This is a genomic window from Aliinostoc maniaoense (genome assembly GCF_058172895.1).
Genome location: NZ_CP187952.1, coordinates 4,829,402 through 4,842,741 on the forward strand (window position 1 = coordinate 4,829,402; position 13,340 = coordinate 4,842,741).

A 13,340-nucleotide genomic window follows, 5' to 3' on the forward strand; every position below is an offset into this window, starting at 1 on the left:
ATTCGGAGTAAAGCAACGTGACTAACGCACAACCAGAAGATTTAAACGCTCGATTAGATGATATTGACACAAGATTAGAAGCTTTGGGAGATGAAATAGACCTCAACCGGACAATTTTAGAAGGAGTGAGACGAGAAACACGCGCCAACAGCCAAACAGCAGCCAGATTAGAGCGTACAGTCAACCAACTTCTTGACATAGCACGATTACATCAGCAAGCTCTCAGACAGTCACAAATTGAAAATGAACGAATTTGGCAATATCTATTAAGACAAAGTGGAGGTAACGGCACAAATTGATTGTACAGGCGATCGCAAAAATCTGCGGAGGTGAAAGAACAACTTTAAATTCTACTTTGACTTAATTTCTCGTAGGGTAGGTATCTTTCCTGCCCTAAAATCTTTAAATACAAGGTTGATGTATGGCTCAAACCCAGAGAATTACAGTTGATGATATTCAACAAGATCCCTTGAAATATTTGAATCAAGTTGCAGCAGGTGAAAGCTTTGTAATTGTCCAAGCAGATCAAGCAATTGCTGAACTGAAACCAATTCAACATACACAAAAACAAAAGCGACCATTTGGTTTATGTGCAGGAGAATTTATAGTAGCTGATGATTTTGACGCTTCTTTACCAGAAGATATTTTAAGCGCATTTAAGGATAGATAAAAATTTCTCTCTCTGCGCCTCTGCGCCTCTGCGTGATTAAATCACACCATCATCCCACACAGCCAAAATCAGTTAACCTTCCGCACAAACTCATCCTTGTACATAGTCATTTCCATATCTTCACCGCTTTTAGGTGCAAATGTACTATAGTAAGGTGTTTGATATGTTGGTTTAGGTCAAGTACATGGGTTCAAAAATAGCGACACCTCCATTATCATCAATATTTCCGAAGCCTTTTCTCAAATGGGCAGGAGGAAAAGGGCAGCTACTTGAGCAAATGAGCCGTTTCTTCCCCAAAGAATTACAGTCTGGGCAAATCAAAAGGTATATAGAACCTTTTATTGGTGGCGGCGCAGTTTTTTTGTATATAGCCCATAAATATCAAATACCAGAATTATTTATTGCTGATATCAACAAAGAACTAGTTATTGCTTATAAGACTATTCAAAATAACGTAGATGATTTGATTGCTATTTTATCAGAGATGGAAAGTAAATTTTTATCTCTTGATGAATTAGGGAGAAATAACTATTTTTATCAGATTAGAGAAGAATTTAATCATCATAAAAAATCAGGCGATTTAAATGAATATACTTTTGATTGGTTGCAAAGAACATCTCAAACTATTTTTCTGAATAAAACTTGTTACAACGGACTCTTTCGTGTCAATTCCAAAGGAGATTTTAACGTTCCAATAGGTAGATATAAAAAGCCATTAATATGTGATGAAGCGAATTTAAGACTTGTTGCCCAGATTTTACAAAGAACGCAGATTTATCATGGTGATTTTAGCGACTGTAAAAAATTTGTAGATCATCAAACTTTTATATATTTTGATCCTCCATATAAACCCATCAGCCAGACATCTTCTTTTACAGCTTATGCAAAACAATCATTTAATGATGAGGAACAATTAAGATTACGAGATTTATTTAAGGAATTAGATAAAAAAGGAGCATTATTATTATTAAGTAATTCCGACCCCACCAATGAAGATGCAACTGATGATTTTTTTGAAAAAGCCTATGCTGGCTATCGTATCGAGAAAGTAAAAGCCAAGCGTAACATCAATAGCAATGCTTTGAAAAGAAAGGCAATCAATGAACTATTAATTATGAATTACTAAACGGGGAAAAAAGCTAATATGAAATTTCATCAGATATTTGATAACTATTTGAATTGCACTAATGAGAATGAAGTATTTCAGTATTTTAAAACTACATTGACAGATTCTATTACCGTCTGGGAATATTTTGTCGATTGGCAGAAAGTATTAAATAATTTGAAATATGTAGAAGTGCATCTCAATATTTTAAATTACTTAGTTGGAAAAGATAATATAGAAGAGGAATTTGGTAATTTACTTGAAAATTACCCTGAGATTATAAATACTATTCCTATTTTAATTGCTTGCCGAACTAAAAGTTTTCAAATATTAACTGATTATACTCAAGGTGAATTTCAATATAAATTTTTTGAATTTAAACATAATAGTTTACTTACTCAAGCAGATATTGATGATATTGTAGAGTTTACAAAAAATACAGGTGTTTTAGAACTTTTCCGTAATAAAACTATCAAAAGTGTACCAGATTACGTTTTAGGCATAGAAGTTGGATTAGATACTAATGGCAGAAAAAATCGTGGCGGTAGCACTATGGAAAACATACTAGAAAATCTAATTAGCACAATCTGCGATCGCAAAAATTTTGCATTCATTTCACAAGCGACATCTCAAAAAATATATTCTCAGTGGAATATTACTGTTAATGTAGATAAATCTAGCCGTCGCTTTGACTTTGCCATTAAACATCAAAATAATCTTTACTTACTAGAAACTAATTTTTATGGTGGTGGAGGATCTAAACTCAAATCTACAGCAGGAGAATATAAAAATCTTTTTGACTTCTTATCTCAACAAGGTCACAAATTTATTTGGGTAACGGATGGTTTGGGATGGATGACTACTCTACGTCCGTTAGAAGAAACATTCCGGCATATTGATTATATTTTTAACCTCAAGATGGTAGCTAGCGGATTATTAGAAGAAATCATCATACAAAACCTATAATTTTGTTCTTTTAAGTAGAACGGTGTAAATAATTAAAGGTTCGTAGTGAGGACTTTAGTCCTCTCTTAAGGACTAAAGTCCTTACTACGAACTAAATTCATTTTTTTTACATGACTTTACATAGTTTGGTTTTTTCAAGTCGTTCTACTTATTAGTTTTGGCAAACATTTCTCTTATCCAACACAGCCAAAATTATGGCGTTGCTGAATCAAAGAATGAAAACCTAAAATTATCTTTCTTTTTCTTTGTACCTTTGCGTCTTTGCGCCTACCTACGAGAACGCCTTGCGGCGAATGCGTGAGGTAAATTCATATTTCCAATCAGCAACGCCAAAATTACGAATTAACCCTTCCCCCGCCCATGAAAAACCCAATCTCCTCAACCGTAGCCCTTTCTGCATCTAAAATCGCCACAAACTCGCCCTTGTACATTACCGCAATGCGATCGCTCATTGCCATCACTGCTTCTAATTCAGTAGAAATATACACGATTGCTGCACCGCGATGCCTGCGGCGGGCTGTGCCTACGCGTTCTAGTAACAAGCGTGAATGTACTGCACCTATCGCCCCCACATCTAACCCCCTTGTCGGCTGCATCGCCACAATTAAATCCGGTTCTCCCGCCAGTTCTCTTGCTAACACAACCTTTTGTTGATTTCCCCCTGATAGCTGACTTACTTGAATATTTTCCCCAGTCGCCCGAATATCATACTCTTGCATAGCAACTTGGGCATGATTTTTAATCACTCTTGACTGTAATAAGAAATAACGACAAAAAGGCGAATTTTTAAACATCTTTAAAATCAAGTTTTGGGCAATACTAAATTGCAACACCAAACCCATTTTTTGTCTATCTTCTGGTATGTAAGCGATAACTTTTTCTGTAGTGATTTTCCCCTGTTTAATCCGCCGCAAACCTGTAATAGCATCGGCTAATTCTCGCTGCCCATTGCCATCAACCCCAGCAATACCCAAAATTTCCCCAGCCCGTAATTGAAAAGAGACACCACGTACAACAGTCACACCTCTATCATCAGCAACGTGTAAATTCTCCACTGACAATACAACTTTTCCTGGTGACGCTGGTGATTTATCAACTTGCAGTGTCACTTCACTACCCACCATTAATTGTGCTAGTTGTTGGGGTGTAACTCCTTGAGTTGCCATATTGGCTACGACTTCTCCCCGACGTAACACCGTGACTGTATCACAGAGATTTATCACCTCTTCTAACTTGTGACTGATAAAAATAATCGTGTTTCCAGCCGCCGCCAATTGACGCAGAATGATAATTAATGATTCCACCTCTGGCGGTGTTAAAACTGCCGTTGGTTCGTCGAGAATTAATAGTTTAGCTTGGCGATAAAGCACTTTCAGAATTTCTACCCGTTGCTGTATACCTACGGGTAAGCTTTCAACTTTAGCAGTAGGTTCAATTTCTAATCTGTAAGTTTGGGATAAAGCAGCAATTTCTTTTTGTTTTTGTCGCAGATTTAAATGTAATGTTTTTTCTCTACCTAAAATAATATTTTCTGTGACAGTTAACTGGGGAACTAGCATAAAATGCTGGTGAATCATGCCAATACCCAATTTAATAGCTGCATTAGGTGAATTTATCTTCACTAGTTGATTGTTGAGATAAATTTCACCAGCATCAGGTTGATATAAACCACTAATAATATTCATTAAAGTAGTCTTGCCTGCGCCATTTTCACCCAAAATTGCATGAATCTGACCAGTATCAACACTCAAGCTAATGTTGTCGTTAGCAAGAACTGAGCCAAATCTTTTAGTAATGTTTTCTAATCGTAAAGACATTTTATGAGAAACTTCAGAACTTTTAGGCTCAAAAATAATTTATAAATTAACTCTTAAATGGTAGCGTAACGTACCGTATGATATGGGTGCGTTACGGCTACAAGTATAACGAGTTGAAAAAACCAAACTATGTTAAATAATGTAAAAAGAAGAAGATTGAGTTCGTAGTAAGGACTTTAGTCCTTATTTGTTCCCTGCGGGACGCTCCGCGAACGTAGAGAACGTAGAGAGAACTAAAGTTCTCACTACAAACCTTGAATTATTTACCCTATTCTACTTGTATCATTTGCTCGGATTCTGCAATGTTTGCATATCCGTGGCACACTTAATTTAGATTACGAATTAGCAATCATTTCCATTCACAAAAAGGATGTTTTACTAAATAGCTGTTGTAATATTTAGGATTTCCAGAAACTTCTTCACCAATCCAATTTGGTAATTCAATTTGTTGAGCTTCATCGGTCAATTCAACTTCTGCTAATATTAACCCTTGATTAGCTCCGGCAAATTCGTCTACTTCCCAAACTAAATCACCGATATTGATTTTATATCTAGTTTTTTCAATTAAAGGACGCACACATAATGTATCTAACATTTCTTGAGCATCTGCTAAAGGAATTAAATATTCAAATTCAGAGCGAGAATAGTTGACAGTAGGGCCTTTAATTGTCAGATAACCTTGGTTGCCAACAATACGAACACGTACAGTAGCATTTTGACTAGAAATATATCCTTGACGATATAAACTACCTTCGGCTAATTGTCTCCAACTATCTTCCTTGACTAAAAATTTCCGTTCAATTTCTGTTGGCATAAATTACTAGTCTAAACTCCAGTTGTGAATGATTGCTGTTTTAAGACGCGATTCATCGCATTTTTACATGATACCAATTCATTAACAAGGTAAAACTATTTGGGTTGATGAGCAAAATCTCAGGTTGATTTTGGGAACAATTGATGTAGTCGGGTGAGTATCTCTATTGAGCCAAGTATTTCTACATCAATCATGAATTGTATGAAATTTTCCCTACATTTATCTATTGTCGCCTGTGGGTTGCCTTTGTATTTCTACTGCTTCCCTACTATTACTTTAGCAACACAAAATATACAGTTGCATTCTGAAACTAGACAACAAAATCAGTTAATTAGTCAGACATTTAAACCACCAAAGCGGGGAAATCCCCCTGTAAGTGCGGGTGGTTCTACCCGTGGTTCTGTTTGCATCAGTGGGAAAAAAATGATTACTCCCCTGATACCATTGAATAAATTGGGTTTGACTGTTGCAGAACGACCGCAATTTTTTTGGTATGTACCGCAAACTTCGGTGAAAACAGCGAGGTTTGTGCTGTTGAACGCAAACCAAAATATATTTTATGAAACAACTTTCACCCTACCCAATAAACCAGGAATTGTCAGTCATACTTTGGCTACAAGTGCGCCGCCATTAAAAATTGGCCAGACTTACCACTGGTATCTAACTCTAGTGTGTGATGCGGAAGATTTCAGTATAAACCCTAGGGTTGAAGGTTGGGTGGAACGGATTCAACCAGAATCATCATTATCTGAGAAGTTAGCTAAGGCAGATGCTAGAAAATTGCCCTATATCTATGCAGAGGCGGGAATTTGGCATGAGGCATTAACAGCGATCGCTCAATTACGCTACACTGAACCTAGAAATCTCCGCTATTTGTTAAATTGGCGACATTTATTAACATCAGTAGGACTAAATGCGATCGCCTCTCAACCGTTGTTAGATTGTTGTCAAGCTGAAAATTCTGCCGCCAAATAAATTATGCTGGGTAACAAGTTAAGACGGGGAATTTGGCAATGGCGCGCTGTAGTTTTTGCTGTGCCTAAAATTACCATATTGGTGATTATATTACGCTTCACAGGACTGTTACAGCCATTAGAATTAGCTACCTTAGACCAATTTTTTCTTCTGCGTCAACCAGAACCACCAGACACACGCATTGTCATCGTAGAAATTAACGAAGCAGATGTGCGTCAACAAGTAAAATGGCCTATGTCTGATGGTGCATTAGCTAATGTATTAGAAACTATTAAACAACAAAAACCAAGGGCAATTGGTTTAGATATTTATCGTGATTTACCTGTAAATCCTGGTCATGAAACCCTAGTAAAATTATTTAGTAATACACCAAATTTAATTGGTGTGCAGAAAACTTCTGATAGTTTTGATAGTGCGCCTGTCAATCCATCCCCAGCCCTCAAACAACGGGATCAAGTTGGTGCAAATGACTTACCTTTAGATGGAGATGGTAAAATCCGCCGGGGTTTATTATATGTCAATTTAAATGAGGAAGATGTTTTACCAAGCTTTGCTTTAAAATTAGCATTATTATATTTAAAACCACTAGGCATTACTGAAAAACCAGCCGCAAATAATCCCGATTATCTACAGTTAGGTAAAGGTATATTTCCATTTTTTACAGCTAATGATGGCGGTTATATCCGTGCTAATGATGGCAGCTATCAAATATTGTTAAACTACCGGGGGCAAATACAGCAGCAATTTACTACTATCTCTCTTTCTGAAGTTCAAAAAAACCAAATACCCCCAGACTTGATGCGGGATAAGGTAGTATTAATTGGGGCAACGGCTGAGAGTTTAAAAGATTTATTTTACACCCCTTATAGTAGTAAAGTATTCGCCACACCACAACGGATGGCTGGGGTAACAATTCACGCTAATTTAGTTAGTCAAATTTTGAGTACAGCTTTAGATGAGCGTTCATTAATTAAGACTTTACCTGAAAGTGTAGAATTATTAATAATTTTAGTATCTGCGATTATTGGTGCTAGTTTATGTTGGCAACAACGCCATTACACCAATCAAAAAACCCTCTTAGCTGCAAATGTAATTTTTGCAGGTGGAGTTTTACTTGGTGCTAGTTTTGGAGGATTTATTTGGGGTTGGTGGCTGCCTGTTGTTCCTGCACTTTTAGCCTTGGGAGGTTCCGCGATCGCAGTTACTCAATACATCGCCCAAACTGCTGGGGAAATGCGAAAAACCCTAGGACGTTATCTCACTGATGAAGTCGTCGCCAATTTATTAGAAACTCCCACAGGTTTAAACATAGGTGGTGAACGTCGTCAAGTCACATTACTATTTTCTGATTTACGGGGATTCTCCGCAATTTCTGAACAATTACCCCCGGAAAAAGTAGTAAAAATTCTCAATCTTTATCTCGGTGCAATGACAGAGGTAATTAATCAATATCAAGGCACAATTAACGAGTTTATTGGGGATGGTATCTTTGTAATGTTTGGCGCGCCCATTAGTCGTCCAGATGATGCCGAAAGAGCGATCGCCTGTGCTATTGCTATGCAATTAGCTATGGCACAGGTAAACACACAAAATCAAAAACTCAACCTCCCAACTCTAGAAATGGGTATTGGTATGAATACAGGTGAAGTTGTCGCCGGGAATATTGGTTCACAAAAACGCGCTCAATACACAGTGATTGGTAGTCATGTGAATTTAGCTGCCAGGATAGAAACTTATACTGTAGGAGGACAAATTTTAATTTCAGAATATACTTACCAAAATGCCAAAACTGACCTGAAAATTACGGCACAATTGCAAATAGAACCCAAGGGAATTAAAGAACCAATCACAATATATGATATCGCCGGGATTGGTGGGAAATATAATTTATCATTACCACAAGACGATGATGTGATGGTAAGTTTAGTATCTCCAATTGCCATAGAATACACTGTATTGCAAGGTAAACAAGCCACAGGAGTATTATTTGCGGGAGAATTGATCAGCCTGTCACAAAAACGAGCTGATCTTAAATCTGCACATTCCCTAGCACCCTTGAATAATCTTAAACTCAGGTTACTGGATGCACCAGACATAGATATTTATGCCAAAGTCATCCAGCAAACCGATGAGGAGCATTTTCTAATTCGATTTACCAATATTCCTCCCCAAGCGATCGCTATTTTTCAGCGAGTCGCATACAATGATAACTCGATGCGATCACCTGGTTGTGGTTCGATAATCTGAGTTGCAAGCTGACGTTTTGCTAACTGCGATCGTAATTCATCCGTATTCCCTTCAGCCTTAAGAAACTTCGCCAGCAAACCCTCATACATCACATCACCTCCGGCTGCTGTCGGCAACATCACTTGGGGTTTTAACCATTCTGCCACCTCTAAAGCCTGCTTTTGACCTCTAATAATCGGCCCCAAAATCGGCACACTTAAATTAATCAGAGGCGTAATTACTACATCTATCGGTGCAAACTGTTTCAACTGTGGAGAATGAGAGCCATGAGGCTCATAATATAGCTGTAAATCCGTTGCCAACTCCTTGAGAACATAACCATTCTCTATCAATGTCGGCCCAATCTGAGAACCAGGAACAGCCTTAATTTCCACTTGATTATTTAACTTGTAAGCTTCCCCATGCTGCAAAGCTGTCACAGCCGTATAACCCAACTCCTGCACCACCTTCGCCCCATTAGGAGAAGCCACCACCGGAATATTCCTGTCAAGTTGTTTTAGTGTCGGTGGATGAGCATGATCTTCCAAACCTTGAGATAGCAAAATCAAATCAATATTCTCTGGGATAGAACGCTCTTGATGACGAAAACCTTTAAAAAACCAGTCTGAGTTAGCAAACGTTAATGCACCAACCAACCAAGGATCTATTAATATTCGTTGTTGACCAATTTCCAGCAACCAACTATTGCTATCTAACCAAGTTAAATACATAGTCACACATTAAAGTAATATACTTACTTTCATTGTGACATCACTGGGCATGGGGCATTGGGAATTGGGCATTGGGAATTGGGAATTGGGCATTCTCACAAAGGTGTGGGAGGTGTGGGATGGTGGAGAACAAATCTTTCCCCCGACACTCCCCCTTTTAAGGGTAGGGGTTTAAGAAAGGGGCAGAAAAGCAGGTAAAATATAAAACTGTTATCAAACCGCAAAAATCCGCAAGTCAGATAAAGCGAAGAATTGAGGGTGTCAGGGAGAATGCTGTTAGGAAAAAATGAGGAATTAAGGCAATGGACTAGAACAGTGATAGAAAAGATGCCCCATCTGTCCAAGTCGCAAGCATTGATACTAGCAATGTGGAGTTTTGGGATAGTAATGACCCAATCGTGTGGACTGACAACAGTGTCAGTATTCTTAGCAGAGTTATTGGGAAAAAAGGAAAATACGGTACGTCAGCAACTCAGAGAATGGTTAAGAGATGGGGAAGATAAAACAAAAGCAACAACAGGACGGGCAACACTAGATGTGACATTGTGTTTTAGACCTTTGTTGTTATGGATTCTGAGTCTGTGGACAAAAGAAGAAAAACGGTTGGCATTAGCAGCTGATGCCACAACATTGAGTGATAGATTTACAGTCTTAGCGATTAGTGTTGTTTACAGGGGTTGTGGAATTCCCATAGCCTGGAAAATAGTGGAGGCAACTAAACCAGGAAGTTGGAAACCGCACTGGCAAAAACTCTTGAGCGACATCAGAGAGACTGTACCAGCAGATTGGTTTGTCATAGTGACCACAGACCGTGGATTGTATGCTGACTGGCTATATCAACAAATTCAATCCCTGGGTTGGCATCCATTTATGCGAATTAACCAAATTGGACAGTTCAAACCTCAAGGAACTGAATCTTGGCAACCTTTAAATACTCTGGTTTCGGAAGTTGGTCAGTCGTTCTCTGGTTTAGTGACTTGTTTTAAAACTAACTCTGTCAAATGTACTTTGGTAGCTCGCCATGATGAGGGTTATGCTGACCCTTGGTTAATTCTCACAGATTTACCACCGGAAATTGCGGATGCTTGCTGGTATACCATGCGCTGTTGGATTGAGTGTCTGTTTAAAGATGGTAAACGCGGCGGTTTTGGTTGGCATCGCACCAAAATTACTCACCCCAAACGCGCCGAGAGGCATTGGTTGGCGATGGCTGTTGCTACTCTGTGGCAAGTTAGCGTCGGTGGAGAAGTTGATGCCAATCTACCCATTAGTAGTTTAGATGAGTTACCACCCACTCATGTTGCTCGACGCAATTTCAAACATAGTGTCGTCCATCGTTGCTTGAGTTGTTTTCGGCGGGGATTTTTAGTCATTAAAGCTGCTGTTCTTAATCGAGAACCTTTACCAATCGGTAGCTTTTTCCCTCAACCTTGGCCTAACTTGACTCCACAACTTCATGTCTTGAAAATCACTCTCTCTACTGCCTGATTTTTAAACCCCTACCCTTAAAAGCGACACTCCCCTCTCTCCCCACACTCCCCCTGCTCCCCTGCCCCCTGCTCCCTTGTCTCCCTTGTCTCCCTGCTCCCCCGCCCCCTGCCCCCTGCCCCCCTGCCCCTACTAAGGCACAATAAAGCCGTACTTTTTCAATACATTCTTGGCTTCATTGTCAGTAGTTAAGAACTTGATAAACTCCTTAGCAGGATTAGGATTTTTACTACTTTTAACCACTGCTAAAGGATAAATAATTGGAGAATGGTATTTTTCATCAGCAGCCACTACAACCTTTACCTTATCGGAAATCTTAGCATCAGTGGCATAAACTAACCCTGCATCCGCATTACCGCTTTCTACCACTGCTAAAACCTGACGCACATTATTAGCGTAGACTAATTTCGGCTGAATTTGAGGTAAAAGCTTGAGTTTTCGTAAGACTTGGTCAGCATATTGCCCTGCGGGGACGCTCCTGGGTTCACCCATTGCCACTCGCTTAATGTTGGCATCTCTCAAATTGTAGAAGCTAGTAATCCCTGTAGCGTTTTTAGGAACAATCAAAACTAGGCGGTTCTTTGCTAGGATACCTCGTGTACCAGGCAACAACAGCCCTTTCTGCTCTAAAGCATCTACTTGTCTTCTAGCCGCAGAAATAAATATATCTGCTGGCGCACCTTGTTCAATCTGTTGCTGCAAAGCTCCAGATGCCCCAAAGTTATAAGTGATGTTGATGTTAGGATTTTTCTTTTGATAAACAAGCTTAATTCCTTCCATTGCATCTTTCATACTGGCAGCAGCAGATATTAATAGATTGGCATTAGATTGTGCTGCTACCGGAGATGGTGTCAAAAAAGATAAGCCAACTGCTATCAAACAGCTAGCGAATGCTGCACTAAGAAAAGTAATAATTTGTCTTCGTTTCATAGGAAAATCAGGCTGAGATAGATTCTGTTCCAAGGATTGAGGCTTGGTAGGATCGTACTTAAGGATAAATTCGATATTTACCAACCAAATTGGTAACATTATGCCAAGAAAAGAACAAGGATGGATCACCTTTCAAACATCGGAAGACGAACGCAAGATTTTAGAGGAGTTCTGCCAGCAGTCTCAGCGCACCAAAACTGAGATTTTGCGGGAACTTGTGCGCGGTCTTCATCAACAACCACCACCGCCAAAATCATTACCAACCACAGAGGTAGAGAAGATAGAAACAAAACCACCTGAAAATTTGCCTTTAGAAGTGAATCTTCCTAAAAGACCCTTAAAAGTTAGCTCCCGCAATATTCTTAAAGGTGTGGTGAAAAAAGTTGTTGCTGGTGCTGTCAATAGTGAAGTCACCCTAGAAATTGTTCACAAAGTAGAGTTAACCTCTATTATCACGAGAATGTCTGCTGAAGACTTAGGACTAGTCGAAGGTGCAGAAGCCTACGCTGTTATTAAATCAAATGATATTGTGATTGCTAGAGAGTAGTTTTTGGGCAGGGGGCAGGGGGCAGGGGAGCAGGGGGCAGGGGCAGGGGGCAGGGGAGCAGAGGAGACAAGGTAGACAAGGTAGACAAGGGAGAAATATTTACCCCAATGCCCAATGCCCAATGCCCAATGCCCAATTCCCAATTCCCAATTCCCAATTCTCAAAAATTCCATCGCTTCCCGCCATTCGTAGAACTACTCTTAGTAGAGTTCGGTTATGCGAACTAGGAGCTAAAAAGTAAATTGCTAAATTAATTGATAGTTGAGCAGCAGTTGAGATAATTACTATGAGTAAGGATTCCCATCGTCATCCTGAAAATTCTTTAACTGAAGTGATGAATCACAATCGGTTATGGGAATATGTACGATCTCTGGATACTCAAACGGTTAGCCAATTATCTAAACCGGCTTCACCAGAAGTTCTTGAGTTAATTCAACGTGCTATCGTAGCAAATCTGGGTAATTTAGGTGGTGGGAAATTCAATACTACTATCACTACTACCCGTGATGAGTTGGGTAAGCTTTTAGGATCTGCAATGGTCGATGGCTATTTCTTGCGTAATGTCGAACAACGACTAGAACTAGAAAAGTCCTGTTTTCTTCAACGTGATGATCATACAGAATTAAAATATAAGGAGATGTGATTTCTTACATCTCCTTATATCAATTGATTAATGCTATTCGATAATATCGAACTTAGTAGCGGTTATTACGATAGCCACGGTTACGATTACCGCCAAATGAACCTTTGTCTTCTTTGGGTCTTGCTTTGTTGACTTTCAAATCACGACCCATCCATTCAGCACCATCAAGAGCTTCAATGGCTGCTGTTTCTTGGTCTTCTGAATCCATTTCTACAAAGGCAAAGCCACGCAAGCGACCTGTTTCTCTATCTGTAGGGATTTGAACTCGCTTTACAGTACCATATTCTGCAAAAACAGCAGTGAGGCTATCTTCTGTTACTTGGTAAGAGAGGTTGCCTACATAAATTGACATTTATTTATGTCTCCAAAATCATCACATGAGTTTGTAGAGATTTAGATTTCGGAGAGAGTCTGCAAATACCAAAAGG

The 13,340-nt window shown here is 39.1% G+C and carries 16 protein-coding genes; 10 read left to right on the forward strand and 6 right to left on the reverse strand.

Annotation, left to right across the window (positions count from 1 at the left end):
• Positions 1–17: 17 nt before the first annotated feature.
• From ACPZ3T_RS20900 to ACPZ3T_RS20915, 4 genes are all read left to right on the forward strand, one after another.
• Entirely contained in the window at positions 18–299 is a 282-nt protein-coding gene (locus ACPZ3T_RS20900; RefSeq protein ID WP_236140991.1) for a hypothetical protein, read from the forward strand.
• 122 nt (positions 300–421) lie between these two features.
• Positions 422–670, forward strand: a complete 249-nt coding sequence (locus tag ACPZ3T_RS20905; RefSeq protein ID WP_490271378.1) for a type II toxin-antitoxin system Phd/YefM family antitoxin — start codon at positions 422–424, stop codon at positions 668–670.
• Between the two features lie 184 nt (positions 671–854).
• Positions 855–1,796, forward strand: a complete 942-nt coding sequence (locus ACPZ3T_RS20910) for a DNA adenine methylase (RefSeq protein WP_490271379.1) — start codon at positions 855–857, stop codon at positions 1,794–1,796.
• An 18-nt stretch (positions 1,797–1,814) separates the two neighbouring features.
• Positions 1,815–2,741: a type II restriction endonuclease gene (locus ACPZ3T_RS20915; protein ID WP_490271380.1), complete on the forward strand. Its 927-nt coding sequence runs from the start codon at positions 1,815–1,817 to the stop codon at positions 2,739–2,741.
• 335 nt (positions 2,742–3,076) lie between these two features.
• Here ACPZ3T_RS20915 and ACPZ3T_RS20920 read toward each other — a convergent pair whose 3' ends face one another.
• Together ACPZ3T_RS20920 and ACPZ3T_RS20925 are read right to left on the reverse strand one after the other, a co-directional pair.
• A complete protein-coding gene (locus tag ACPZ3T_RS20920) occupies positions 3,077–4,558 on the reverse strand; it encodes an ABC transporter ATP-binding protein (protein ID WP_490271381.1) in 1,482 nt (493 codons plus the stop codon).
• A 349-nt stretch (positions 4,559–4,907) separates the two neighbouring features.
• Entirely contained in the window at positions 4,908–5,372 is a 465-nt protein-coding gene (locus ACPZ3T_RS20925; protein ID WP_490271382.1) for a CYTH domain-containing protein, read from the reverse strand.
• A gap of 201 nt (positions 5,373–5,573) precedes the next feature.
• On the opposite strand from ACPZ3T_RS20925, the gene ACPZ3T_RS20930 reads away from it, so the two are divergent.
• The gene (locus tag ACPZ3T_RS20930; RefSeq protein WP_490271383.1) at positions 5,574–6,347 is read left to right on the forward strand and encodes a DUF928 domain-containing protein; all 774 of its coding nucleotides are present in this window, start codon (positions 5,574–5,576) and stop codon (positions 6,345–6,347) included.
• 3 nt (positions 6,348–6,350) lie between these two features.
• Complete coding sequence (locus ACPZ3T_RS20935) at positions 6,351–8,594, forward strand: CHASE2 domain-containing protein (RefSeq protein ID WP_490271384.1); 2,244 nt, start codon at positions 6,351–6,353, stop codon at positions 8,592–8,594.
• Here the strand turns inward: ACPZ3T_RS20935 and ACPZ3T_RS20940 are convergent.
• Positions 8,534–9,304 (reverse strand): MBL fold metallo-hydrolase, encoded by a 771-nt coding sequence (locus ACPZ3T_RS20940; RefSeq protein WP_490277304.1) that lies wholly within the window; start codon positions 9,302–9,304, stop codon positions 8,534–8,536. The genes ACPZ3T_RS20935 and ACPZ3T_RS20940 overlap by 61 nt on opposite strands.
• Before the next feature lie 387 nt (positions 9,305–9,691).
• Between ACPZ3T_RS20940 and ACPZ3T_RS20945 the strand changes: the two genes are divergently transcribed.
• Positions 9,692–10,792: a transposase gene (locus tag ACPZ3T_RS20945; RefSeq protein ID WP_490271385.1), complete on the forward strand. Its 1,101-nt coding sequence runs from the start codon at positions 9,692–9,694 to the stop codon at positions 10,790–10,792.
• Positions 10,793–10,809: 17 nt separating this feature from the next.
• Here the strand turns inward: ACPZ3T_RS20945 and ACPZ3T_RS20950 are convergent, their stop codons facing one another.
• Both ACPZ3T_RS20950 and modA read right to left on the reverse strand, forming a co-directional pair.
• Positions 10,810–10,935, reverse strand: coding sequence for a hypothetical protein (locus tag ACPZ3T_RS20950; protein ID WP_490271386.1), 126 nt, complete (start codon positions 10,933–10,935; stop codon positions 10,810–10,812).
• Entirely contained in the window at positions 10,925–11,722 is a 798-nt protein-coding gene (gene modA, locus ACPZ3T_RS20955) for a molybdate ABC transporter substrate-binding protein (RefSeq protein WP_490271387.1), read from the reverse strand. Before modA ends, ACPZ3T_RS20950 begins: the two co-directional genes overlap by 11 nt.
• 100 nt (positions 11,723–11,822) lie before the next feature.
• Between modA and ACPZ3T_RS20960 the strand changes: the two genes are divergently transcribed.
• Genes ACPZ3T_RS20960 through ACPZ3T_RS20970 form a run of 3 tightly spaced genes read left to right on the forward strand, consistent with a single transcriptional unit; the run spans position 11,823 to position 12,912 of the window.
• A complete protein-coding gene (locus tag ACPZ3T_RS20960) occupies positions 11,823–12,269 on the forward strand; it encodes a TOBE domain-containing protein (protein WP_490271388.1) in 447 nt (148 codons plus the stop codon).
• Positions 12,256–12,510 (forward strand): hypothetical protein, encoded by a 255-nt coding sequence (locus ACPZ3T_RS20965; RefSeq protein ID WP_490271389.1) that lies wholly within the window; start codon positions 12,256–12,258, stop codon positions 12,508–12,510. The genes ACPZ3T_RS20960 and ACPZ3T_RS20965 overlap by 14 nt, the downstream gene beginning before the upstream one ends.
• 45 nt (positions 12,511–12,555) lie before the next feature.
• Positions 12,556–12,912 (forward strand): DUF760 domain-containing protein, encoded by a 357-nt coding sequence (locus tag ACPZ3T_RS20970; protein ID WP_490271390.1) that lies wholly within the window; start codon positions 12,556–12,558, stop codon positions 12,910–12,912.
• Between the two features lie 52 nt (positions 12,913–12,964).
• Here ACPZ3T_RS20970 and rbp read toward each other — a convergent pair whose 3' ends face one another.
• The gene (rbp, locus tag ACPZ3T_RS20975) at positions 12,965–13,264 is read right to left on the reverse strand and encodes an RNA-binding regulator (protein ID WP_490271391.1); all 300 of its coding nucleotides are present in this window, start codon (positions 13,262–13,264) and stop codon (positions 12,965–12,967) included.
• Positions 13,265–13,340: the final 76 nt, after the last annotated feature.

Coding starts and splice junctions, on each gene's coding strand:
- ACPZ3T_RS20945 (WP_490271385.1), top strand. CDS start 9,692: ATGACCCAATCGTGTGGACTGACAACAGTGTCAGTATTCTTAGCAGAG.
- ACPZ3T_RS20910 (WP_490271379.1), top strand. CDS start 855: ATGGGTTCAAAAATAGCGACACCTCCATTATCATCAATATTTCCGAAG.
- ACPZ3T_RS20930 (WP_490271383.1), top strand. CDS start 5,574: ATGAAATTTTCCCTACATTTATCTATTGTCGCCTGTGGGTTGCCTTTG.
- ACPZ3T_RS20970 (WP_490271390.1), top strand. CDS start 12,556: ATGAGTAAGGATTCCCATCGTCATCCTGAAAATTCTTTAACTGAAGTG.
- ACPZ3T_RS20905 (WP_490271378.1), top strand. CDS start 422: ATGGCTCAAACCCAGAGAATTACAGTTGATGATATTCAACAAGATCCC.
- ACPZ3T_RS20915 (WP_490271380.1), top strand. CDS start 1,815: ATGAAATTTCATCAGATATTTGATAACTATTTGAATTGCACTAATGAG.
- ACPZ3T_RS20960 (WP_490271388.1), top strand. CDS start 11,823: ATGCCAAGAAAAGAACAAGGATGGATCACCTTTCAAACATCGGAAGAC.
- rbp (WP_490271391.1), bottom strand. CDS start 13,264: ATGTCAATTTATGTAGGCAACCTCTCTTACCAAGTAACAGAAGATAGC.
- ACPZ3T_RS20920 (WP_490271381.1), bottom strand. CDS start 4,558: ATGTCTTTACGATTAGAAAACATTACTAAAAGATTTGGCTCAGTTCTT.
- ACPZ3T_RS20925 (WP_490271382.1), bottom strand. CDS start 5,372: ATGCCAACAGAAATTGAACGGAAATTTTTAGTCAAGGAAGATAGTTGG.
- ACPZ3T_RS20940 (WP_490277304.1), bottom strand. CDS start 9,304: ATGTATTTAACTTGGTTAGATAGCAATAGTTGGTTGCTGGAAATTGGT.
- ACPZ3T_RS20935 (WP_490271384.1), top strand. CDS start 6,351: ATGCTGGGTAACAAGTTAAGACGGGGAATTTGGCAATGGCGCGCTGTA.
- modA (WP_490271387.1), bottom strand. CDS start 11,722: ATGAAACGAAGACAAATTATTACTTTTCTTAGTGCAGCATTCGCTAGC.